Source organism: Streptomyces sp. NPDC094034 (assembly GCF_040303865.1).
Taxonomy (GTDB): Bacteria; Actinomycetota; Actinomycetes; order Streptomycetales; family Streptomycetaceae; genus Streptomyces.
The window spans coordinates 232536-254774 of sequence record NZ_JBEOUD010000004.1 but is presented as its reverse complement, the minus strand read 5'-3'; the positions used below and the strand labels follow the sequence as shown (position 1 = coordinate 254774).

The window sequence follows — 22239 nt, the reverse complement described above, 5'->3', positions numbered from 1 at the left end:
GTTGGGCGGATTCAGGCGTGGAACGGCAGGCCGGCGTCGGCGGCCAGCTCCAGATCGTCGCCCTCGGGCGGTGGCAGCAGGGTGGCGGAGCCGTCGGTGACGGTGACGACGCCCAACTCAAGCAGCTCGGCCATGGCCGCGTGGCCCGCCATGTCGCGGACCTGGAGCTGGTAGCGGGCGGTGGTGCGGTAGGCGCCGCCGGCGTCGTCGCCGGTGCGCTGGAGAAAACCGGACTCGGTGAGGAACGCGACGGCCTTGCCGACGATGCCGGTGGTGGAACCGGCCAGCCTGCGAGCGTCCTTGGTCGCGCCCGTGGCACTGCGGCGCGCGTAGATCCGCCACGCCGCTTCCAGTCCGGGCTCGCCGGTGGACGGGTCGGTGTTCTCCCCCTCCTCCTCGGCACGCTCCTCCAGCCGACGGCAGGCCTGCCGTACGAACGCGTCGACGCCGTTGACCGTGATCCGGCCGATGTATCCGTCGTCGGCGAGGTCGGCGGGGCGGGGGAAGGCCATGGCCGCGACGGCGAGATGGGCGAGGCCGTGCAGGAAGCGGTCGGCGGAGTCGGTGGCGGCGCGGCGGGCGTAGTCGCCCATCCGGACCGCGAACACCGAGTCCTCGCCCGCGGTCACGGCCATGCCGGCGCGGGGGGAGACCTCCAGGACGACGAGGCCGAAGCCGGTGGCGATGGCGTCGGCGACGCGGGCGAAGGCGGGGTCTTCGCGGTAGCGGCGGAGCAGTTCGGTGTACTCGGCGTCGCGGGCGGGGAGCAGCTTGGGCTGGAGCCCGAAGGAGACGAGGCGGGCGGCGTCGGCGGCGTCGGCGGGCGTCACGTGTCCGGCGGAGCCGGCGGTCGCGGGTGCCGTCGCGGTCTCGGCCGTCGCGTCGGTGCCGGTCTCGGCCCACGCGGCGGGGTGGTCGCTCACGGTGTCTCCTCGTGCGGGTGCGCTGTGCGGGTGCGGGTCGCGGTCTCGTACGGCTGGTGCCGGGGGCCGGGGCGGCGCGCCGTCCGGCGGGGGTGCGGGGCCGTCGTCGCGGTCCGGGTGCCGGGGCCCCGGAGGTCCGTCACCCGCGTACGGAAACCGGCCCGGGCCACCATCACGCGTCCCCGAAACGCACCGCGCCCAAGCGGACCGTGCCGACGATCAGATCCGCCCCGCCGAACTCCCAGTCATCCAGCCGCGTGCCGTCGTCCACCGCGAACAGCAGGCTCTCCTCGCCCTGCCGGTACGCCGTCCCCACCGGCGGGCTCGCCGCGTGGATGGCCAGCAGGGCCACCAGGTAGGGCAGTTCGGGATCGCGGCGGCGTGCCTCCGCCAGCAGGCCCGAGAGGCGGCGCGGGGCGTCGTGCTCCAGGGTGAGCAGTTCCTTCGCGCTCGCCAGTTGCTCTTCGCTGAAGCGGCTGTCGTCCGGGGTCGCGATCAGGTCCGGTTCCGGCATCTCCGCGCCCAGGTGTGCCCGCTCGACCGGTGGCGTCAGCAGCAGGTCGATCAGGTCGCCGACGCGGACGGAGACGGGCGTGCGCAGGCCGGTGCCATGGGCGAAGAACGCGTCTGTCACGGGGGTGGCGCGCTCGACGGGGAGCGGCAGCAGCGGGGCGAGCAGCTGTCCGTACAGGTCGAGGCCCGCGTGGGCGGTGGGCCTGGCGAAGGCCTGCCGGTCCTGCTCCGCGCGGAAGAGCGGGCCCGCCTCCAGCAGCCGGGACTGGAGCTGGGTGTGCCGGCGGATGCAGTCCTTGACGATGTCGACCAGCTCGGCCGCGCGCCGCTTGTGCTCGGCGGTCCTGGGGTCCGCGCCGGTCTCGGCCTCGTCGCGTGCCTTGCGGATATTGGTCAGGATCGCGTTCTCGTGGCGGTACCGGTCGGCGACATGGTCGAGGGCTTCGTCGATCAGGTCCGGTACGGCGTTGAGCCAGTCGACCGCGCGTACATCGCGACGGGTCGCCTCCAGGGTCCTGCGGAGCGTTTCCGCGTACTGCACGGTGCGGTATCTGGCCTGTTCCGCGGCGAGTTGGGCGTCGGCCAGCCTGCCGCGGTTGATCAGCACTTCGAGCTTGACCTCGGCGGCGATCTGCGCGCTGGTGACGTCCGTGTCGAGCGCGCCGACCAGGACGTTGACCGCTTCGTCGGTGGTCCGCAGGAAGACACCGCCGCCGTGTCCCGGGACCTCTTCGATGAGCTTGAAGTCGTAGTCCCTGCGGGTGTAGACGCCGTCGGTGCCGAACGTGCCGTAGACCGCGCGGAATCCGCGGTCCACGCTGCCGACGTTGATCAGATTCTCCAGCACCCAGCGGGCGACCCGCTCATGCTCCGCGACCGGGCGGCGGGGCGCCTGCGCGGCGACGCGTGGCAGCAGCCTGGACACGATCTGCTCATGGTCGGCGCCGGTGTCGAAGTCCATGTTCAGCGTGACCAGGTCGATGGCCGAGAGGGCGATCTCGGCCATCGCGTACACGGAGTACTCACCCGCGAGATTGGCCTTGCGGGTGTCCAGGTCGTGCAGTGGCGCGGTGCAGGCGAGCGCGCGCAGCCGCCGCGCGAGCCCTTCGTCGGCGGCCGGGCCCTGTGCGGGTCGCGGCCCCGCGCTGAGCTGGGGCGGCACGAAGTCCGTCGAGGCAGGCGAAGTCACGCTGCACAGATTATGTCCTCGCACTGACAACGGGCCAAACGGTGCGGAAGCGGTCCCGCCTCACTCCGTCTCGTCGTCGGCGACGAGCCTCGCGTACACCTCCACAAGCTGCTCGCGCGAGTCGTCCAGATATGTGGCGAGCATCCGTTCGGTGCCTTCCCTGTCACCGGAACCCAGGGACTCCACAAGTCGCTGGTTCCGTACGAGGTACGGCTCGTGCAGCAGGCGCGGGTCGTCCACCACGTGGAAGGCGAGCCGTAGTTCGGCCAGCACGGCGCTCATCAGTTCGTCGGTGCGTACGCTGCCCGCCAGCGCGACCAGTTCACGGTGGAAGTGGATGTTCGCCGTCGAGACGCCCTTCCAGCGCCCCTCCCGGGCGGCGCGCCGGCCGTTGGCGACCGCCTTCTCCAGACCGTCGAGCGCGAACGGGGGTTTGCCGAGGCCGCGTACGACGGCGCATTCGATCAGTCGGCGCGTGCGGTAGATGTCCTCGACGTCCTCGACCGCGAGCACCCGCACGAAGACCCCGCGGTTGAGTTCATGGACGAGCAGCCGCTCGTGCGTGAGCAGCCGGAACGCCTCGCGCAGCGTGTTGCGGGAGACGACCAGCGCCTTGCCGATGGACTCCTCCGAGAGCCGTTCGCCGGGCTGGAAGAAGCCCTCCGCGACGCGCGTGCGCAGGATGTCCGCCACCCGCTCCGCCGTGCTGGTACGGCCCAGCAGGGGGCGGTCGTCCGCCAGCTCGCCGAGTTCGGTCCCGCTCGTCGCCACAGCGCCCTCTTCCGTCTCCGTTCGCGTACGGACTCATCGTAGAAGCAAGAACGAAACAACAAGAGTCTTGTCGGATCGTTGAACAATCCCCTACGGTCTTCTCAGCTCACGGTCCCAGCACACTCCCCTTTCTGCGAGGTGCAGATGAGCATCACCCAAGCACGTCTGAGCAAGGACGGACCTCCCGAGGACACCGGCGCGTTCGCCTGGCTGCGGGCCCTGGGGCCGCAGGGGCGCCGGGCATTCGCCGGCGCGTTCGGCGGCTACGGCCTGGACTCGTACGACTTCTTCACGCTGCCGCTGTCCATGGTGGCGATCGCCGCGTACTTCAGCCTCGACAGCGGCCAGACGGGGCTGCTCACCACTGTCACCCTCGTCGTCTCGGCCATCGGCGGGGCGATCGCCGGGGTGCTCGCCGACCGCATCGGCCGGGTCAAAGCCCTGATGATCACCGTCATCACCTACGCGGTCTTCACCGTGCTCTGCGGATTCGCGCCCAACTACGAGACGCTGCTGGTCTTCCGCGCCCTCCAGGGGCTCGGCTTCGGCGGCGAGTGGGCGGTCGGCGCGATCCTCGTCGCGGAGTACGCCTCCGGCAAGCACCGCGGCCGTACGCTCGGCGCCGTCCAGAGCGCCTGGGCGGCCGGCTGGGCGCTCGCGGTCATCGTCTACACGCTGGTCTTCCAGTTCCTCGACGCGGACACCGCGTGGCGCGTGATGTTCTGGACGGGCGCGCTGCCGGCCCTGCTGATCGTCTACGTACGACGGAACGTCCACGACGCGCCCGAGGCCGCCGCGCAGCGCCGCGAGAGCGCGCGGAAGGGCTCGTTCACCGCGATCTTCCGCGCGGATCTGCTGCGTACGACGTTCTTCGCGACGCTGCTGTCCACCGGCGTGCAGGGCGGCTACTACACGCTCGCCACGTGGGTGCCGACCTATCTCAAGACGGAACGCGGTCTCACGGTGGTCGGCACCGGCGGCTATCTGACCTTCCTGATCAGCGGGGCCTTCGTCGGCTATCTGACCGGCGGCTATCTCACCGACCGGCTGGGCAGGAAGAAGAACATCGCGATCTTCGCGGTCCTGTCCGCCGTCGCCATCCTGGCCTACATCAATATCCCGGCGGGGGCGGACGGGCTGCTGCTCGTCCTCGGATTCCCGCTCGGCTTCTGCATGTCGGCCATCTTCAGCGGCTTCGGCTCGTTCCTCAGCGAGCTGTATCCGACGGCGGTGCGCGGTACGGGCCAGGGCTTCACCTACAACACCGGGCGGGCCGTGGGCGCGCTCTTCCCCACCCTCGTCGGCTTCCTGGCGACCAGTTGGGGAGTGGGGGGTGCCCTGGTCTTCGGAGCGGTCGGTTACGGTCTCGCGGTGGTCGCGTTGATCGGGCTGCCCGAGACCCGTGGCCGCGAACTGCTCGTATCCGAGCCGATCGGAAGGTGACTCCATGACCTGGGCGTCCATCGACCTCAACGCCGACCTCGGCGAGGGCTTCGGCCACTGGCGGCTGACCGACGACGAGGGACTGCTCTCCGTCGTCACGAGCGCCAATGTGGCGTGCGGTTTCCATGCCGGGGACGCGGCCACCATGCGGCGGGTCTGCGACTGGGCCGCCGAGCGCGGGGTCCGGATCGGCGCCCAGGTCTCGTACCGCGATCTGGCCGGATTCGGCCGCCGCTCGATGGAGGTGCCCGCGGACGAGCTGGCCGCCGAGGTCGCGTACCAGATCGGCGCGCTGGAGGTGTTCGCGAAGGCGGCGGGCGCCCGGGTCTCCTACGTCAAACCGCACGGCGCCCTCTACAACAGAGTCGTCCATGACGCCGAGCAGGCAGAGGCCGTGGTGGAGGGTGTCCTGCTGACCGGTGAGCGGCTGCCGCTGCTCGGGCTGCCCGGCTCCCTGCTCCATGACGTGGCGGAGAAGGCCGGACTGCCCGTCTTCACCGAGGCGTTCGCCGACCGGGCATACACCTCGGAGGGCACGCTCGTGCCGCGCGGACAGGACGGCGCCGTGATCACGGACGCCTCGACGGTGGTGGAACGGTCGGTCTCCATGGCCCGGTTCGGCGTGGTGACCTCCCTGTACGGACGGCCCGTCGGCGTCCGCGCCCGCTCGCTCTGCCTGCACGGCGACACCCCAGGCGCGGTGGATCTCGCCCGCCGGGTGCGCCGTCGGCTGGAGGCCGCCGGTGTCCGGGTGGAGTCCTTCGTATGAGGGCGCTGCCGATGGGCGACCGGGCGCTCCTCGTCGAACTGGCCGACGGCGAGGAGACGGCGGCGTTCCACGCCGAGTTGCTGCGCCGCCGCGCCGCGGGCGCCCTGCCGCCGGTGCGGGAGATCGTCCCCGCCGCACGCACCGTACTGCTCGACGGGCTGGAGGATCCGGCGGGCTTCGCCGCGGGGCTGGACGGCTGGCGGTCCGAGGCACCGGACACGCGGGTGCCGGACACCGTGGAACTGCCGGTCAGCTACGACGGTCCGGATCTGGCGGAGGTCGCCGCGCTGTGGGGCGTGCCGCCCGAGGAGGTGGCGCGGATCCACTCGGCGGCCGAATTCCGGGTCGCCTTCTGCGGGTTCGCGCCGGGCTTCGGCTATCTCACCGGGCTGCCCGCGCGGTACGCCGTACCCCGCAGGTCCACTCCCCGTACCGCCGTCCCCCCGGGTTCGGTCGCTCTCGCGGGCCCGTACACCGGGGTGTATCCGCGCTCCTCACCCGGCGGCTGGCAGCTGATCGGGACGACGGACACCGTCCTGTGGGACCCGGAGCGGGTGCCTGCGGCGCTGCTGGCGCCCGGGACGCGGGTGCGCTTCGTGGCGACCACCACAGCGATCACCACCGCGACCACCGCAACAACGACCACGGCGACGACCACGACCACGGCGACGACGACGGCGACGGCGACGGCGACGGCGACGACGGCGACGGCGACGACCACGGCGACGGCGGCCGACCGATGACGGACCGGGCGCTCTCCGTCGTACGGTCAGGGGCGCTGACCACCGTGCAGGACCTCGGCCGGTACGGGCATGCCCATCTGGGAGTGCCGCGCTCCGGGGCCCTCGATCCGCCCGCCCTGCGGCTGGTCAACCGGCTGGTGGGCAATCCGGAGGGAGCCGCGGCGCTGGAGACGACGCTCGACGGCTGTGCGGTACGGCCGCGTTGCGCCGTGACCGCGGCGGTCACCGGGGCGCCGTGCCCCGTCCTGGTCGACGGGCGCCCCGCCCCCTGGGGCGCTCCCGTGCGGGTTCCGGCGGGCGCGCTGCTGGAGGTGGGGAGGGTCGTCTCCGGGGTCCGGAGTTATGTGGCGTTCGGCGGCGGGGTGGCGGTGGAGCCGGTGCTCGGCAGCCGGTCGACGGATCTGCTGTCGGGTCTCGGGCCGGCTCCGCTGCGTGACGGTACGGTCCTGCCGCTGGGCCCGGTGACGGGGCGCGCGGCGCCGGTCGACGGGGTGCCCACGCCGGCCCCGCCCGCCGAACTGGTGCTGCGGATACGGCTCGGGCCGCGCGACGACTGGTTCACCAGCGCGGCCCTGCGCACGCTGACCACGCGCGTCTACCGGGTGTCGGCGGCGAGCAACCGGATCGGGCTGCGCACGCAGGGCCCGCCCCTGGAGCGTGCCGTCGCCACCGAACTGCCGAGCGAGGGCATGGTGACGGGCGCCGTGCAGGTGCCGCCCGACGGCCGTCCGCTGGTCTTCCTCGCCGACCGTCCGACGACCGGCGGCTATCCGGTGATCGCGGTCGTGGCGGAGCCCGATCTCCCGGCGGCGGCACAGGCCGCGCCGGGCACGCCCGTACGGTTCTTCGTGGTACGGCACCGGTCCTCCGGGCGAAGCCACGATGGCCGTCGCGCGGCCTGAACATGGCCGACGGGTGACGTACAGGCGGCCCGATCCCGGCACGTTCCCCCGGTACTTCTCATCAACCCCCGTAAAATCAGGAGTAGTTGTGAGGCCCTCCGGTAGACTTGACGGCATCGCCCCACTTGTGCCGGGCGGATGGCTCGGGGGGGCTGATGCGCGTGACGGAGTCCGGAGTGCGCATGGGCCTCAGGGGCCGTAACGGGATCATCTCCCTCGTCGACGAGTGTCTGCGACAGCCGCCCACCGCGGAGCGGCCGGTGACGATGCTGCTGGGCCCGCGCGGCAGCGGGGCCAGCGAGGCGCACAGCGCGCTGATGGAGCAGTTCGGCCCCGAGAACCCGTTCGCCTATGTCAATCTCGCCGCCGAGCACGGGCTGTTGCCGCGCTATGGCCTGGGGCTGCTCGCCCGGCAGCTCGAACGGAAGCTGCCGCGGTATCGCCGCTCCCACTTCCCCCGGCTGACCCTCGGGCTGCTCGCCTCCGACCATGATCTGCGGATGACCAGCCTGGCCGAGGGGCGGCGCACCATCCGGCGGGAGCTGGACGCGTTCCAGGAGCGGGCCGAGGCGCGGTACGGCGACTATCTGGCCGCCTTCTTCGAGGTGGCGGGCGGCGCCGTGGGAGCCCCTGACGGCGCGTCGACCGCGGCGCTCGCGCTGCTGCGGGACGCCCTGCGGCGCGGCCGTCGCCGGCTGCCCGGCCGTAAGTTCACCGCGAGCGCCGCGTGGTACGGCGGCCATCCGCTGATCCGGAGCCAGGACCCGTGGGAGGCGCTGGTCGAGCTCAACCTCTGGCGGCACGACGGCGACGCGGAGGACGAGGAGCGACTCGACCGCGTGCTGTTCTCGGCGTTCCTCGCGGATCTCCGGGGCAACGCGGACCACTCGTTCATGCCCCGCTCGTATCTGCTGCTGCTCGACAACTCCCATTCGGAGTACGGCCGTCGCTTCCTCGATCTGCTGATCCGCGCCCGGCACGACGACGCCGTGGTGGCGGGGCTCTCCTGCGATCCGCTGACCATCGTGGCCAGCGCCAACCGCTGGCTGCCCCGCTGGGGTCCGGCCACCGGCGATCAGTGGCCCTGGCAGCTGCGCGGCCCGGACCGGGCCTCGCTCACGGACTGGCGCGAGCACCGGCCGACCCGCGACAGCGACGACACCTGGTGGTATCCCCTGCGGCTGCGGGACCTCAACCTCGACGAGGTCCGTATCCGTATCGAGCTTGAGCTGCGCCGCCATCCGGATCTGGCGCCCTTCACCCGCCTCGCGCCCTTTGTGCACCGGCTGACCCGCGGGCTGCCGAGCGCGGTGCACCAGGTCCTTGAGGTGCTGCGGCACTCCGGCGTACCGGCCGAGAACGGCCCCGAGCAGGACCGCTGGCTGCGCGGACTGCCCGACAGGACGCTGCGCGAGGGCGAGGAGACGATCACGCTCGCCGACGCCGCGCTCGACCATCTGCTCCAGGGCATCGACGAGCCGGGGCGCGCCACGCTCGCCGAGTGCGCCGCCGCGCGTGATCTGTCGATCGGTACGCGGGTGCTCAGCCCCGGGGACGCGCTCTTCGGCGAGATGCGGGCCCGCTGGCTGCTGCTCGGTCCGGAAGGCGTGACTCCGGCTCTCCACCCCTGGCCGCGACGGCTGCTGCTGTGGCGGCTGGCCCGGCGCCCCGACGACTGGGACACCGTGCACGAACTCCTCGCCGAGCACTTCCGCTCCCTGGGGCGCCCGGTCCAGGAGATGTACCACCGGCTGGCCTGGGGCCGGATCGACGAGGTGACCGGGTATCTGGTCGGGCGCTTCCCCGGAGTACCCGCGGCGCAGTGGATCAGTGAGTTCAACGCGATCACGGCGGCGCCCAACCGGCTCGTCTCCTCGGGCGGTCCGCTGGATCTGCTCGCCGGGCTCGCGCCCGCCGAGCCCGGTGAGGCGGTCACCACCGCGGCGGTGATCCGGGAGTTGATCATCACCCGCTGGATATGGAGCGATCCGCTCGCCGATCCCGGGATGCGGCTGAACGATCTGATCGCCGACGGGTTCAACCAGCTGTCGCGGCTGCGCAGGAACGATGTCGTGGCGCTGTTCAACGAGGCGGAGCGCTACCGCCACTGGCGCCATCCGCTGACGTCCACGAGCGAGGGGTGAGAGTGGGATGCGCAGACTCGAATGGCCGCTGCACATCGTGCGCCGCGTGGTGATCGGCGTGGTCGTCGTCGCCGTACTCGCGGTGGCCGTCCCGCTGGGCGTCGGCTGGATCGGGGACGCCCTGGCCCGCTGCGACGACGGTGTCGTCGAGCGGGGCGAGGACAGGGAGTGCGTCGGTGTCACCGATGGCTCGTACCACTTCACGGAACGTCTCGCCGCGGTGATGAAGAAGATCGAGCACGAGAACGACGAGGTCAGCAAAGAGGCCGAGAAGGAGCCGTATGTCAGCGTCGCGTATCTGACCTCCTTCACGCTCACCAATGACGACAGCAACTCCGAGGACTCGGTACGCCATGAGCTGGAGGGCGCCTATCTCGCGCAGTACCGGCACAACCGCGGCGATCTCGCCTCCTCCCCCAAGATCCGGCTGCTGATCGCGAATTCCGGCAGCAACTCGGCGCACTGGGAACACACCGTGGACGAGCTGATCGACCGGAAGGACTCCCCCGACAAGCTGGTGGCCGTCACCGGTCTGGGCCCCAGCACCGCCCGGAATCTGGCGGCGCTGAAGAAGCTTTCCACGAGCGGCCTCGCCACCGTCGCCAGCACCATGACCGCCACCAATATCCAGGGCATCACCGACTTCGTGCGGGTCTCGCCCACCAATGTCGACGAGGCGTACGCCGCGGCGGCCTATCTGAAGCGGTCCACCGAGCTCCGTACGGCGGTGGTCGTCCAGGACGCCGCCAAGACCAATCTGTACGCCGCCACCCTGGGCACCGCCTTCACCGAGGCGTTCCCCGACGAGAAGACCGGCCATCGGCTGGTGGCGGAGCGGATGACGTTCGACTCGTCGGTGCCCGGTGGCGCCTGGAAGAACGAGCTGCGCTTCTTCCCCGCGCAGCTCTGCGACACACGGCCGCAGGTCATCTACTTCGCGGGCCGCGGCCGGCATCTCACCAACTTCCTCGATTCGCTGGCCAATCGCAGCTGTACGGACCACACGTTCACGGTCCTCGCCGGTGACGACACCTCGAACCTGGACCGGGAGCAGATCGCCCACGCCGTCGAGACCGGTGTCCAGGTCTTCTACACCGGTCTGGCTCACCGCGACATGTGGCGGGCCGATCCCGGGCGGGTGTCCGAACACTCCGCGCGCTACTTCCAGCAGGGCGGTCTGCTGGACGAGTGGTTCCCCGGCGACGACCGCTACGACGGCCAGGACCTCATGGCCCATGACGCGGTCCTGACCGCGACCGAGGGTGTACGGATGGCGGCGAGCGGCCCCGGCGCGGTGACCGGACGCACGGTGGGCCGGATGTTCCAGCAGATGAACGGACCGCAGCGGGTGGCCGGGGCGAGCGGCTTCATCTCCTTCCAGAGCAACGGCAATCCGCGCGACAAGGCCGTCCCGATCCTCAGCCTCGACGCACGGGGCCGCGCCGAGCTGGTCGAGGTCGCGTCCGCCGAGGGCAAGCCCCCCGAGGGGCAGTGACCCGGCGTCAGCGGGGCACCGTCCCGTAGCCGCCCCCGCCCGGCGTCCGCATGACCAGTACGTCGTCGGGGCCCACCTCCGCGGAGTCGACGCCCCGCAGCCGCGTGACCGTGCCGTCGACGCGCTCCACCGCGTTGCTCCCGAGCGCGCCGGGTCCGCCACCCGCCATGCCGTACGGCGGGACCCGGCGGTGGCCGGTCAGCAGGGTGACCGTCATCGGTTCCAGGAAGCGCAGCCGCCGTTCGACGCCGTCGCCGCCGTGCCAGTGGCCGGCGCCGCCGCTGCCCTCCCGCACGGCGAACGCGTCGACCCGTACCGGATAGCGCCACTCCAGTACTTCCGGATCGGTGAGCCGGGAGTTGGTCATATGGGTCTGTACGGCGTCCGCGCCGTCGAAGCCGTCGCCCGCGCCTGAGCCGCCGGCCACGGTCTCGTAGTACTGCACCCGGTCATTGCCGAAGGTGAGGTTGTTCATGGTGCCCGAGCCCTCCGCCTGGACTCCGAGGGCGGCGTACAGCGCGCCGGTGACGGCCTGCGAGGTCTCGACATTGCCCGCGACGGTCGCCGCGGGAGGGACGGGCGCGAGCATCGATCCTTCCGGTACCCGTACGTCCAGGGGTTCCAGACAGCCGCTGTTGAGCGGGATGTCATCGGCGACGAGTGTGCGGAAGACATAGAGCACCGCCGCCATCACCACGGACTTGGGCGCGTTGAAGTTGCCGGGCAGCTGGGGCGAGGTGCCGGTGAAGTCGATGACGGCGGCACGCGCTTCCCGGTCGACGCGGACCGCGACCTCGATCACCGCGCCTCCATCGGTCTCGTAGCGGTACGAGCCGTCGTGCAGCCCGGCGACGATCCGGCGTACGGACTCCTCGGCGTTGCGCCGTACGTGCCCCATGTACGCCTGCACGACCTCGGTGCCGAACTCCTCCGTCATACGGCGCAGTTCGGCGATGCCCTTTTCGTTCGCGGCGATCTGGGCACGCAGATCGGCGAGATTGGTGTCGGGGTCCCTGGAGGGGTGGCGGGCGGTGGTGAGCAGGTCCCTGGTCTCGGCCTCGCGCAGCCGGCCGTCCCTGACGAGCAGCCAGTTGTCGAAGAGCACGCCCTCCTCGTCGATGGTGGTGCTGAAGGCGGGCATGGAGCCGGGGGTGATGCCACCGATCTCGGCGTGGTGGCCGCGCGAGGCCACCAGGAACTCCAGCGTCTCGCCCTGTTCGTCGAAGACGGGCGTCACGACGGTCACATCGGGCAGATGGGTGCCGCCGTGGTACGGGTCGTTGATGGCGTACACATCGCCGGGCCGCAGCGCGCCCTCGTCGCGCCGGAGCACTTCCTTGATGGATTCGCCCATCGATCCCAGATGGACGGGGATATGGGGCGCGTTGGCGATCAGATTGCCGTCGGAGTCGAAGAGCGCGCAGGAGAAGTCCAGCCGTTCCTTGATGTTGACGGAGTGGGCGGTGTTCTCCAGGCGCACGCCCATCTGTTCGGCGATGGCCATGAAGAGGTTGTTGAAGACCTCCAGCAGGACGGGGTCGACGTCCGTGCCGACCGCGACCCGCGTGGGGCGTGGCTGTACGCGGGTGAGCAGCAGATGGCCCCGTTCGCCCGGGGCCGCGCGCCAGCCCGGTTCGACGACGGTCGTGGCGTCGGCCTCCGCGATCACGGCGGGCCCGGTCACGGTGTCGCCCGCGCGCAGATCCTCGCGGCGGTACAGCGGGGTGTCCCGGACCCGGCCGCCGGTGAACATCCCGACGGTCGCGTACGGTTCGCTCGCGCCGATCCCGGTGGACGGCGCGGGTGTATACGGGGCGCCCGGGCCCGAGGTACCGACGGCCTCGACCGATACCGCCTCCACCACCAGCGGTTTGTCCATGGTGAAGGCGTAGCGCGCGAGGTGTTCGGCCACGAAGGCCGCGGTCATGGCCGCGACTCCGTCCAGGGGTACGGGCAGGCTCGCGTCCGTCCCCGCGTAGCGCAGCAGCACGCGCGCGCGGGTGGTGATGGCCTCGTCCGGGACGGAGTCGGCGCGCAGCTCGGCGCGGGTGCGCTCGGCGAGCGAATCGCACAGTTCACGGACCCGGCGCAGGGCCTGTTCGGTCAGCTCGGCCTCGACGGAGTGCTCCCGCATGGCGGTGGTGTCGGCGAGCCCGATGCCGTACGCGGAGAGCACACCCGCGAGCGGCGGCACGATCACGGTGTCGACGCCCAGCGCGTCGGCGACCGCGCAGGCGTGCTGCCCGCCGGCGCCGCCGAAGCTGGTGAGGGCGTAGCGGGTGATGTCGTGGCCGCGCTGTACGGAGATCTTCTTGACGGCGTTGGCCATGTTCAGGACGGCGATCTCCAGATAGCCGGCCGCGACCTCCTCCGGGGTGCGGCCGACCCCGGTGGCCTCGCGTACCTCCTCGGCCCGGCGCGCGAAGCGCTCCCGTACGACCTCCACGTCCAGCGGCTGGTCGCCGTGGGGGCCGAACACGGCGGGGAAGTGGGCCGGCTGGACGCGGCCCAGCATCACCTGCGCGTCGGTGACGGTGAGCGGGCCGCCGCGCCGGTAGCAGGCGGGGCCCGGCACGGCGCCCGCCGAGTCGGGGCCGACGCGGTAGCGCTGTCCGTCGAAGTGCAGCACGGACCCGCCGCCCGCCGCGACGGTGTGGATGTTCATCATGGGGGCGCGCATCCGCACCCCGGCGACCTGGGTCCCGAGTTCGCGCTCGAACTCGCCCGCGTAGTGCGAGACATCGGTGGAGGTGCCGCCCATGTCGAAGCCGATGACCCGGCGGAAGCCCGCCTGTCCCGACGTACGGGCCATCCCGACGACCCCGCCGGCCGGCCCCGACAGCACGGCGTCCTTGCCACGGAAGTGCGCGGCCTCCCGCAGACCGCCGTTGGACTGCATGAACATCAGCCGGATGCCCTGGAGTTCACGGGCGATCTCGTCGACATAGCGGCGCAGGATCGGGGAGAGATAGGCGTCGACGACGGTGGTGTCGCCGCGCGGTACCAGCTTGATCAGCGGGCTGACCTCATGGGAGCAGCTGACCTGCGTGAAGCCCGCGGCGCGCGCGGCGTCGGCGACGGCGCTCTCGTGCGCGGGATGTCGGTAGCCGTGCATCAGCACGACGGCGGCGCTGCGGAAGCCGTCCTCGTGGGCGGTGCGGAGGGCGGCGGCGACGGTGTCCGTGTCGAGCGGCCGTACGGTGGCGCCGTGCGCGTCGACGCGTTCCGGGACCTCGATGACGCGTTCGTAGACGGCCTCGGGCAGCACGATATGGCGGTCGAACAGCCGGGGCCGGTTCTGGTACGCGATCCGCAGGGCGTCCCGGAAGCCCTCGGAGATGAGGAGGACGGTCGGCTCACCGCGCCGCTCAAGGAGCGCGTTGGTGGCGACGGTCGTCCCCATCTTGACGACATCGATCCGGTCCGCCGGCACCGGATCGTCGGGACCGAGGCCGAGCAGCAGACGGATGCCGGCCACCGCCGCGTCCCGGTATCTCTCCGGATGGTGCGAGAGCAGTTTCCGGGTGACCAGCTCTCCGTCGGGGCGCCTGCCCACCACATCGGTGAAGGTGCCGCCCCGGTCGATCCAGAATTCCCAGCGCCCGGTCATTCCCCCATTCTGGCAAGGGGAGCGCCCGGAGACAGCGCGGCGAGCGCCCGGGAGAGGGCGATTTCGGCGCGCAGATCGAGCCGGGCTCCGGTGCCGCGGGCCCAGTGCGTCACCTCGTAGGCCGCGAGCCGCAGCAGTTCTGGCAGGAGGTCCCGGCAGCGGCGGGCCACCCATCCGGTGCCCGAGGTGGCGAGCCAGAGCAGTGTGGCCGCGCGGCTGGGCGGTAGCTGGTCGGTCTCAAGAGAGGGCTCGGGCCCGAGGGCCAGCCCCCGTTCGGCGAGCAGCGCGTGGAAGCGCGCGGCGATCATCCGGTGCCCGCGCTCGGCGGGGTGCAGCCGGTCCGCGCTCCACAGGGACCGGTCGGCGACCCAGGACGCCTCCGCCATGTGCAGATGGACGGTGTCATGGCGCGCGGCCAGGGCGTGGACGACGGCGTTGACGGCGCGCTGCCGCCGGGCGAGGGGCATGGCGAGCGGCGCGGGCAGCCCGAGCATGCTCCCGGGGTCGGGCAGACAGGTGGTCAGCAGGACGGTGCCGCGCGCCGCGAGGGCGCCGCAGACGCGGTCGAGGCGCAGGGCGAGGTCCTGTATGTCGAAGGCGCGGCGCAGGGTGTCGTTGACACCGACGACGACGGAGGCGATGTCGGGGGCGAAGGAGACGGCCGCGGGCGTCTGCTTCTCCTCCACATCCCGGGTGAGCGCGCCGCTGACGGCGAAGTTGTGGAACCGTACGCCGGTGCCGGGGTCGCCCACGCCGGCGCCGAGCAGCGCGGCCCAGCCGCGCCATCCGCCGTCGACGGGGTCGCCGATCCCCGCGGTGAGCGAGTCACCGAGAGCGGCGTACCGCAGCGCCCGCGGCGGCGCGGCGGTATCCGGAACGTGGTCCCGCTCCTGGTCCTGGTCCCGGGCCGCCTTCGCGGGCGGTGCGCCTCTGTCCGCCTCCGTCGTCATCTCGCCTCTCCCTCCGGGTGGTGAACCTGCTGGACCTGCGACGGGACCTTGTTCAGCATCGATACGTCGAGCGGGACGTCGTGGGCCGCCAGGAAGGCGGCGACCGCGTTCTCCCAGCTGAAGAGCTCGGCACGGGAGCGGGCCGCGGCCCGGCGCGCCCCCTCGGAGCGGGCCATGAGCTCCTGGATGGCGTCGGCGAAGGCCGCCGCGTTGTCCCGGGCCGCGATACCCGCGTCCCCGATCACCTCGGGGAGCGCCGACGACGCGCTGGCGACGACCGGTGTACCGCAGGCCAGCGCCTCCAGGGCCGACAGCCCGAAGGTCTCGGCCGGTCCCGGTGCCAGACAGACGTCCGCGGTGGCCTGGAGATCGGCCATCGCCCCGCGGTCCGCGACATGGCCGAGGAAGAGCGCGGGCAGCCGTTCGGCGCGGGCCCGGCGGACCAGCCCGGCCCGCAGCGGACCGTCACCGGCGACGACCAGCACCGCCGGTACGCCCCGCTCCCGCAGCTCGGCGAGCGCGTCGAGCGCGGTGCCCGGCCGCTTCTCCACCGACAGCCGGGAGCCGAGTACGAGCAGCGCTTCCTCCGGACGCGCGTAGCGGGAGCGCAGCTCGGCATTGCGTCGCTCCGGCGTGCACCGGCGCAGATCGACACCGAGCGGTGCGCGCACCACGTTGCGGGCCCCGATCCGCAGGAACTCCCGCTCCGCCCACTCGGTGGTACAGACGATCCGCGAGTACGCCCAGGCGGTGCGCAGATTGAGCCGGTCGGCGGCGCGGGCCGCGGCGGCCCCGGGCACGCCCCAGGTGCGCAGCACTCCGTCCGCCGTCTCGTGGGAGACCATCACGGACGGGATGCGATGGCGGCGTGCCCACTCCCCCGTCCAGCGCAGGGTGGTGCGGTCGGAGACTTCGAGCCGGTCGGGCCCGATACGTTCGAGCACTTCCCGCAGCCGACGCCGCGCGCCCAGCACCCGGTATCCGCCCGTGCCGGGCAGTTCAGGCCCCGGCAGGGTGATCACCCGCCCCTGCGAGGTGTCCTCGTCGGACTCCCGCTCCCCCGGCACGATCAGCACCGGTTCGTGCCCGGCCGCGAGATAGCCGCTGCCCAGCTCATGGAGCGCGGTGCGCAGTCCGCCCGAGGCGGGCGTGACGAAGTTGGCCAGTCGTACGATCTTCAGCCCACTCACGCGACCACCGCCGTACGGGCGCCGAGCACCTCGGTGTAGTGGTCGAGCAGCTGGTCCCCGACGACGGCCCAGGTCCTGCCTTCGACGGTGGTGCGCGCCGCCTGTCCGTAGGCCGCGCGGAGCGCGGGGGCGAGGGCGAGTTCCTCCACGGCCGCGGTGACGGCGTCGGTGTCGTGCGGGGTGACCAGCAGTCCGGTGCGTCCGTGGTCGACGAGGTCGAGCGGTCCGCCGGCGGCGGGCGCGATCACCGGCACCCCGCTGGCCATGGCCTCCTGCACGGTCTGGCAGAACGTCTCGTAGGGACCGGTGTGCGCGAACAGGTCGAAGGAGGCGAAGGTCCTGGCCAGTTCGTCGCCCGTCGACCGGCCGAGGAAGACCGCGCCGGGCAGCGCCCCGCGCAGCGACGTCTCGCTGGGGCCGTCTCCTACGATCACGACACGGACGCCGGGCAGCCGGCAGACCCCGGCCAGGAGTTCCACATGCTTCTCGGGGGCCAGCCGGCCGACATAGCCGACGATCAGCTCCCCGTTGGGCGCGAGGCGTCGGCGCAGCTCCTCGTCGCGCAGTTCGGGCCGGAACCGCTCGGTGTCGACACCTCGCGGCCACAGGCGTACGCGGGGGATGCCGTGCTCGGCGAGATCGTTCGCGGCGGCGCTGGACGGGGCGAGGGTGAGATCGGCGGCGGAGTGCACGGCGCGGATCCGTCGCCATGCGGCGGCCTCGCCCGCGCCCACATAGGTACGGGCATAGCCCGCGAGGTCGGTCTGGTAGACGGCGACGGCGGGGACGCCGAGCCGGGCGGCGGCCGTCATGCCGCGTACACCGAGCACGAAGGGCCCGGCCAGGTGAACGATTTCGGCGCGGTGCGCGGTGATGGCCGCGGCGATGCGCCTGCTGGGGAGCGCCACCCGCACCTGCGGATAACCGGGCAGCGGGAGTGAGGGCACGCGTACCACGGGGCACGGTGCGTCGATCTCGGCATCACCGGCGACCGCCGGGGCGATGACGAGTGGTTCATGACCGCGGGCGACGAGATGCCGGGCGGTCTGGAGGGCGCAGTGGGCCACCCCGTTGACATCGGGCGGGAAGGATTCGGTGACAATGACGACACGCATATCCGTGTTGTCGTCCCACCGAACGTGTCCCTGCCAACGTGGATCTTTCCGCGTGGGGAACGTCCCGTGAGCATTGGACGCGGGACGTTCCCCGGACACGACGAAGGCGCACAGACGGTACGGACCGACTTACGGAGCGAAGCTTTCCGGCCGTACGCGACGGCGGGCGGCGACGGCCGCCGGGTCTCACCGCGCGGCGGCGTCCGGGCCCATCCTGCTGCGTACGGCGGTCTGCACCTCGGCCTCTTCGGCCGGATCGGCTGCCAGCCGCCGCAGCCTTTCCGCCACGCGCGCGTCCACGGTCTCGGCGTGCAGCGCGGCCACTTCCCGGGTGGTCTCCTCGCAGTCCCACAGGCATTCGACGGCGAATCCGGTGGCGTAGGAGGGATCGGTGGCGGCGAGCGCACGCGCGGCCCGGCCGCGCAGATGCGAGGAGGCGGTCTCGCGGTAGACATGGCGCAGCACAGGTGCGGCGCAGACGATGCCGAGGCGTCCCGCGCCGTCGACGAGGGTCCACAGCCGCTGGGCGTCCGGGCCCTCGGCCCGTACGGCCTCCCGCAGCGCGCCGAGGACCAGCGCGGTGTCCTTCGTACCGCCGCGGCAGGCGAGCACCCCCGCGGCGGACGCGCCGAGCGCGTCGGGCCTGTGCACCCAGCCGCGGGCCCGGTCGACCGCCTCGTCGCCGCACATCCGCTCGAAGGCGGCGACGGCGGCGTCGGCGACAGTACGGTCCGGGCCGCCTGCCGCCGCTTCGATCAGATCGAGGACGACCGGGTCACGGACCTCGGCGAGATAGTGCAGGGCCGCGCAGCGCGCGCCGTCGGGGCCGTTGCGCGCGGCCTCGACGATCAGCGGGCGGTCGTCGGGGCCGGCGACGGCGGTGAGGCAGCGGGCCGCGGGCCCGTGCATCTCCGTGCCGCGCTCCAGGGCCTGCTGCGCCCAGTCGAAGACGGCCCGCACGCTCCAGCCGGGGCGCGGACCGCTCGGTCGCAGCTGCCGCTGCCAGCGGTCGAACGACCCCTGTTCACGGGCGGCCCTGATCCGCGCGCCGACCGAGGGCCGTGGATCGTCGGCCCAGAGCCGCCAGGGCCGGGGTTCGAAGGCGTCCCGTACGGTCGACGCCAGTTCGGCGTCGCCCTCGGGTCCCGCCGGGAATCTGGCGAGGATCGGCACGGCCAGGGAGCGCAGCCCCGGGTCGTCGTCGCGCAGCGCCAGCTCGTCCAGGGCCCAGGCCCAGTTGGCGCCGGTCGCCGCGTATCGCCTGAGCAGGTCGAGGGCGTCGTGCCTGCCGTACGCGGCGAGATGGCCGAGCACGGCGAGCGCGAGCCCGGTCCTGGACTCCTCGGTGTCGAAGTGGTCCTCGGCCCGGAAGAGATGGTGGTCGATGGCGTCGAGGCCACCGTGGAGATCCAGATACAGGCGTGCGTAGTAGAGCGAACGGTTCTCGACCTGCCAGTCGTGGCGGGGGTCGTTCAGTACGCAGTGATTGAGGGCGGCGAGCGCTTCGGCGCGGGGCGCCGCGAGCGCGTGCAGCGTGCCGTCGCCGCGGCCTCTCTGCAACAGTCCCAGCAGAGTGCCGCTCGGCGCTATGACCGGATCGAACATGGGGGAAGCCTCACATCAAGCTGTCGACGCAACCGGGGGTGCGACCGGGAAACGTGGCACCCTTCTGGCCCTAGACCGTGCGGCGACATGATCGGCCGACCGTCGTCTTCCGCTTAATGCAGACCATCTTCCCTGCCTCTCGTCCGTGACCCGTTGGTGCGGGCCCGACGTCATGATGACCCAGCCATTTCGCCACCGCGACCACATTTACGACGTCTCTCACCCGGGGCATCACTGAGCGCCGAACAACTCCAGAAGGTCCGTCTTCCCAAACATTCGCGCGGTATCCACGGCGGAGGGGTTTCCTCCGGATGGATCCGCGCCGCCGGCCAGCAGCGCGCGGATCACGGCGTCCTCGCCTTTGAAGACAGCCCCGGCGAGCGGGGTCTGACCGCGGTCGTTGGCCCGTCCGGCGTCGGCGCCGCGCGCGATCAACGCCTCCACCGTCTCGGCGTGGCCGTGGTACGCGGCGAGCATGACGAGGGAGTCGCCCCGGTCATTGGTGAGGTTCGGGGGCACACCGGCGTCGACATAGGCCGCGAGCGTCTCGGTCTCACCGCGCCGGGCCAGATCGAAGACCTTGGTGGCCAGCTCGACCACTTCGGGATCCGGTGTCTCACTCATCGGTGGACCGCCTTTCAGGCCGGCTCGCACGCCGGCTCGCACGCCGTTGACCTGGTCCGCACGGCCTCGGGGCCGTACGAGTAAACCGAAAGGGTACTGCGGACGGCGCCCCGCACGGGCGCCACCGCGTTCCCTGGGCCAGCACAGTGAAATACCTGGCATTTCACTCATTTGCACCTTTTATCGCATAGATACTTTCGGTGATCCTGGAAGAACTCATGGTGACTGTCCCCTCAAAACCAGGAGAATTCTCATGATTCTGTCGATGTCAGGTGTGGTGCTGCTCGGAATCATCGTCTTCCTCTTCTTCCGCAAGGACGGACTCAAGGCCTCGCACGCCATGGTCTGCGCCCTCTTCGGTTTCTATCTCGCGGGCACGGCCATCGCGCCGAGCATCACGGCCGGCGGCGCGAGCCTCGCCGGGCTGATCGGCGGGATCAAGTTCTGACGCCCGCCCGCCCCCTTCCGCACCATCAGGAGACAGACGTGGCCCGGCGACCACTCCCCCGCATTCTGACCAGCGGCAGCGCCCAGATCGCCCGCAGTCGCGAGCTGGCCCGCACGGCCGCCGACAGCGCCACCGATGTCCTCCATCCGCTGATCACGGTCTCCCGCGGTCTGCGGATGCTGGCCGCCGCGGCACGCCAGAAGTGGGCCGGCACCCCGAAGGACCGGCGCGGTCCCGCGCTGTTCCTGGTGGCGGCCTGCGTTCTGGTCGTCGCGCTCATCCCGTACGGGCCGCTCCTCGGTCTGATCGCGCTGATGGGCGTCGCCGGCTGGAAGGGGCGTGACACCACTCCCGTACCGACCGGACCCGACGACACGGAGATCAAGCGGCTCCAGTCCCTCTACGAGGCGCTGGTGCCGTACTTCGCCGTTCCGGAAGACCCCAATCCGCTCTACTCCCACGGGGGCGTGTGGGGTACGGCGTTCGACGACCACGCCTTCGACACCGGCGGACGGCTCACCCGGCTCCAGCTGAGGTATCCCCCCTACTTCCCCGACAGCGATCCCGACGTGCGCGCCCGGATCGAGCAGCTGTTCCAGGCCAAGTGCGGGCGCGGACGCGAGTACCTCTTCGCGTGGGAGGAGGAGGCCAACGAGCTCACGGTCACCGTGCTACCCGCGCTGTCCACCGCCATCGCGGCCCAGCGCTTCATCAGCGCCCCCGGTGAGACCGTGCTCGGCTTCACGGACGACTGTGTGGTGCGGCGCACCGTCCCGGTCGTGGTGAACGGCGAGAGCCGGGACGAGCCGCCGGTGCTCTGGCGGACGGGACCCCGCTCCACCGAGCCGCATCTGCTGGTCATGGGTCCCCCCGGCAGCGGCGCCACCAGCCTGCTGCGCTCCCTGGCGCTCCAGGCCGCCCAGCACGGTGAGGTCCTGATCGTGGAGGGCGGCGGGACCGGCGAGTTCGGCTGTCTGGCCGGGCGTACGGGCGTGCTGGCCGTGGAGTGCGGACTGGCCGGGGCGCTGGCCGGTCTTGAATGGGCCGCCAGCGAGACGGAGCGCAGGCTGATCGCCGCCAACCGGGCCGGACAGTCGGGTCATCCCGCTCCCGAGGACACCAAGCGACCCCTGTGGATCCTGCTGGACCGGCCGAGCGTCTTCGGTCATCTGGCCGCCGCCGAGGGGCGGCCAGATCCCCGGGAACTGCTCCAAGTACCGCTGCGGCACGGCAGATCCGCCCATGTGACCGTGGTCGTGGCCGACCAGCTCGACGCGCTGGACACGCTTGGCGAGGCCGTACTGACCCACACCCGTGCGCGGGTGATCCTGGGGGCGGCCACGCCCGCGCAGATCGAAGCGGTGCTCGGCGCACCGCCGCGCACCACACCCCCGGCGGAGATCCCGCCCGGCCGGGGGTACGCGCGGCTCGGCACCGGGCCGGTGCTCAGGCTTCAGGTCCCGGCGACGCCCGACCCGTACGACGACGGAACGAGCGAGGCGCACCGCCGCGCCGTACTCGGGCTGCTGCCGGAGCGCCCCCCGGCGGACGCGGCGCCCGTCGAGGACCGGACCGTCGACACCGGGTCCGGCGGCGACCGGACCGCCGAGGACAAATCCGTCGGGGAACGCAGGGCCACGCGGTCCGTCCCCGACCAGGAGCGCGAGCCGGGCCACGGGCGCGCGGGGGTCCCGGCTCCTGGGCCGGTCGGCGCCGCCGTACCCGCCGAGGGCTGACGCGCGGCCCTGCACGCGCGGCCCCTGGACGAGTGAGCCCGAAGTCCCCTCGGGCGACAGCCCCGTCAG

At 72.1% G+C, this 22239-nt stretch carries 16 protein-coding genes and 1 pseudogene; 8 read left to right on the top strand and 9 right to left on the bottom strand.

Annotated features, from left to right (window positions below):
- Positions 1 to 11 precede the first annotated feature (11 nt).
- From ABTZ59_RS06630 to ABTZ59_RS06620, 3 genes are all read right to left on the bottom strand, one after another.
- A complete protein-coding gene (locus ABTZ59_RS06630; protein WP_351391665.1) occupies positions 12 to 923 on the bottom strand; it encodes a hypothetical protein in 912 nt (303 codons plus the stop codon).
- 172 nt (positions 924 to 1095) lie between these two features.
- Positions 1096 to 2625, bottom strand: coding sequence for a hypothetical protein (locus tag ABTZ59_RS06625; RefSeq protein WP_351391662.1), 1530 nt, complete (start codon positions 2623 to 2625; stop codon positions 1096 to 1098).
- Positions 2626 to 2685: 60 nt separating this feature from the next.
- On the bottom strand, positions 2686 to 3396 hold the full coding sequence (locus ABTZ59_RS06620) for a GntR family transcriptional regulator (RefSeq protein ID WP_351391659.1): 711 nt from the start codon (positions 3394 to 3396) through the stop codon (positions 2686 to 2688).
- Between the two features lie 144 nt (positions 3397 to 3540).
- Between ABTZ59_RS06620 and ABTZ59_RS06615 the strand changes: the two genes are divergently transcribed.
- The 6 genes and pseudogenes from ABTZ59_RS06615 (at position 3541) to ABTZ59_RS06590 (ending at position 10892) form a co-directional block, all read left to right on the top strand.
- A complete protein-coding gene (locus ABTZ59_RS06615; RefSeq protein WP_351391655.1) occupies positions 3541 to 4839 on the top strand; it encodes an MFS transporter in 1299 nt (432 codons plus the stop codon).
- A gap of 4 nt (positions 4840 to 4843) precedes the next feature.
- Positions 4844 to 5608, top strand: coding sequence for a LamB/YcsF family protein (locus ABTZ59_RS06610; RefSeq protein WP_351391652.1), 765 nt, complete (start codon positions 4844 to 4846; stop codon positions 5606 to 5608).
- A pseudogene (gene pxpB, locus ABTZ59_RS06605) lies at positions 5605 to 6210 on the top strand (5-oxoprolinase subunit PxpB); the annotation flags it as partial. The gene ABTZ59_RS06610 and the pseudogene pxpB, both read left to right, overlap by 4 nt.
- A gap of 137 nt (positions 6211 to 6347) precedes the next feature.
- The gene (locus tag ABTZ59_RS06600; protein WP_351391739.1) at positions 6348 to 7253 is read left to right on the top strand and encodes a 5-oxoprolinase subunit C family protein; all 906 of its coding nucleotides are present in this window, start codon (positions 6348 to 6350) and stop codon (positions 7251 to 7253) included.
- 155 nt (positions 7254 to 7408) lie between these two features.
- Positions 7409 to 9397 carry a hypothetical protein gene (locus ABTZ59_RS06595; RefSeq protein ID WP_351391646.1) on the top strand — a complete coding sequence of 663 codons (1989 nt, stop codon included), beginning with the start codon at positions 7409 to 7411 and terminating at the stop codon, positions 9395 to 9397.
- A gap of 7 nt (positions 9398 to 9404) precedes the next feature.
- On the top strand, positions 9405 to 10892 hold the full coding sequence (locus ABTZ59_RS06590; protein WP_351391643.1) for an ABC transporter substrate-binding protein: 1488 nt from the start codon (positions 9405 to 9407) through the stop codon (positions 10890 to 10892).
- Between the two features lie 7 nt (positions 10893 to 10899).
- On the opposite strand, the gene ABTZ59_RS06585 is transcribed toward ABTZ59_RS06590, so the two are convergent.
- The 6 genes from ABTZ59_RS06585 to ABTZ59_RS06560 all read right to left on the bottom strand — a co-directional run bounded on the left by ABTZ59_RS06585 (position 10900) and on the right by ABTZ59_RS06560 (position 19986).
- Positions 10900 to 14502 carry a hydantoinase B/oxoprolinase family protein gene (locus tag ABTZ59_RS06585; protein ID WP_351391640.1) on the bottom strand — a complete coding sequence of 1201 codons (3603 nt, stop codon included), beginning with the start codon at positions 14500 to 14502 and terminating at the stop codon, positions 10900 to 10902.
- Positions 14499 to 15452, bottom strand: a complete 954-nt coding sequence (locus tag ABTZ59_RS06580) for an SGNH/GDSL hydrolase family protein (protein WP_351391637.1) — start codon at positions 15450 to 15452, stop codon at positions 14499 to 14501. The genes ABTZ59_RS06585 and ABTZ59_RS06580 overlap by 4 nt, the downstream gene beginning before the upstream one ends.
- Complete coding sequence (locus ABTZ59_RS06575) at positions 15449 to 16642, bottom strand: glycosyltransferase (protein WP_351391634.1); 1194 nt, start codon at positions 16640 to 16642, stop codon at positions 15449 to 15451. The genes ABTZ59_RS06580 and ABTZ59_RS06575 overlap by 4 nt, the downstream gene beginning before the upstream one ends.
- Entirely contained in the window at positions 16639 to 17757 is a 1119-nt protein-coding gene (locus ABTZ59_RS06570; RefSeq protein WP_351391631.1) for a glycosyltransferase family 4 protein, read from the bottom strand. Before ABTZ59_RS06570 ends, ABTZ59_RS06575 begins: the two co-directional genes overlap by 4 nt.
- Positions 17758 to 17943: 186 nt before the next feature.
- Positions 17944 to 19362 carry a HEAT repeat domain-containing protein gene (locus ABTZ59_RS06565; RefSeq protein ID WP_351391628.1) on the bottom strand — a complete coding sequence of 473 codons (1419 nt, stop codon included), beginning with the start codon at positions 19360 to 19362 and terminating at the stop codon, positions 17944 to 17946.
- 231 nt (positions 19363 to 19593) lie between these two features.
- Complete coding sequence (locus tag ABTZ59_RS06560) at positions 19594 to 19986, bottom strand: ankyrin repeat domain-containing protein (protein ID WP_351391625.1); 393 nt, start codon at positions 19984 to 19986, stop codon at positions 19594 to 19596.
- Positions 19987 to 20239: 253 nt separating this feature from the next.
- Here ABTZ59_RS06560 and ABTZ59_RS06555 point away from each other — a divergent pair, with 253 nt between their 5' ends.
- The gene (locus tag ABTZ59_RS06555) at positions 20240 to 20434 is read left to right on the top strand and encodes a hypothetical protein (RefSeq protein ID WP_030355560.1); all 195 of its coding nucleotides are present in this window, start codon (positions 20240 to 20242) and stop codon (positions 20432 to 20434) included.
- 38 nt (positions 20435 to 20472) lie between these two features.
- Positions 20473 to 22170 carry a hypothetical protein gene (locus tag ABTZ59_RS06550; protein WP_351391621.1) on the top strand — a complete coding sequence of 566 codons (1698 nt, stop codon included), beginning with the start codon at positions 20473 to 20475 and terminating at the stop codon, positions 22168 to 22170.
- Positions 22171 to 22239: the final 69 nt, after the last annotated feature.

Bases quoted from the DNA above. Each gene is read 5' to 3' on its own strand.
- ABTZ59_RS06595 (WP_351391646.1), top strand. From the start codon at position 7,409: ATGCGCGTGACGGAGTCCGGAGTGCGCATGGGCCTCAGGGGCCGTAAC.
- ABTZ59_RS06600 (WP_351391739.1), top strand. From the start codon at position 6,348: ATGACGGACCGGGCGCTCTCCGTCGTACGGTCAGGGGCGCTGACCACC.
- ABTZ59_RS06580 (WP_351391637.1), bottom strand. From the start codon at position 15,452: ATGACGACGGAGGCGGACAGAGGCGCACCGCCCGCGAAGGCGGCCCGG.
- ABTZ59_RS06590 (WP_351391643.1), top strand. From the start codon at position 9,405: ATGCGCAGACTCGAATGGCCGCTGCACATCGTGCGCCGCGTGGTGATC.
- ABTZ59_RS06560 (WP_351391625.1), bottom strand. From the start codon at position 19,986: ATGAGTGAGACACCGGATCCCGAAGTGGTCGAGCTGGCCACCAAGGTC.
- ABTZ59_RS06555 (WP_030355560.1), top strand. From the start codon at position 20,240: ATGATTCTGTCGATGTCAGGTGTGGTGCTGCTCGGAATCATCGTCTTC.
- ABTZ59_RS06585 (WP_351391640.1), bottom strand. From the start codon at position 14,502: ATGACCGGGCGCTGGGAATTCTGGATCGACCGGGGCGGCACCTTCACC.
- ABTZ59_RS06615 (WP_351391655.1), top strand. From the start codon at position 3,541: ATGAGCATCACCCAAGCACGTCTGAGCAAGGACGGACCTCCCGAGGAC.
- ABTZ59_RS06565 (WP_351391628.1), bottom strand. From the start codon at position 19,362: ATGTTCGATCCGGTCATAGCGCCGAGCGGCACTCTGCTGGGACTGTTG.
- ABTZ59_RS06570 (WP_351391631.1), bottom strand. From the start codon at position 17,757: ATGCGTGTCGTCATTGTCACCGAATCCTTCCCGCCCGATGTCAACGGG.
- ABTZ59_RS06610 (WP_351391652.1), top strand. From the start codon at position 4,844: ATGACCTGGGCGTCCATCGACCTCAACGCCGACCTCGGCGAGGGCTTC.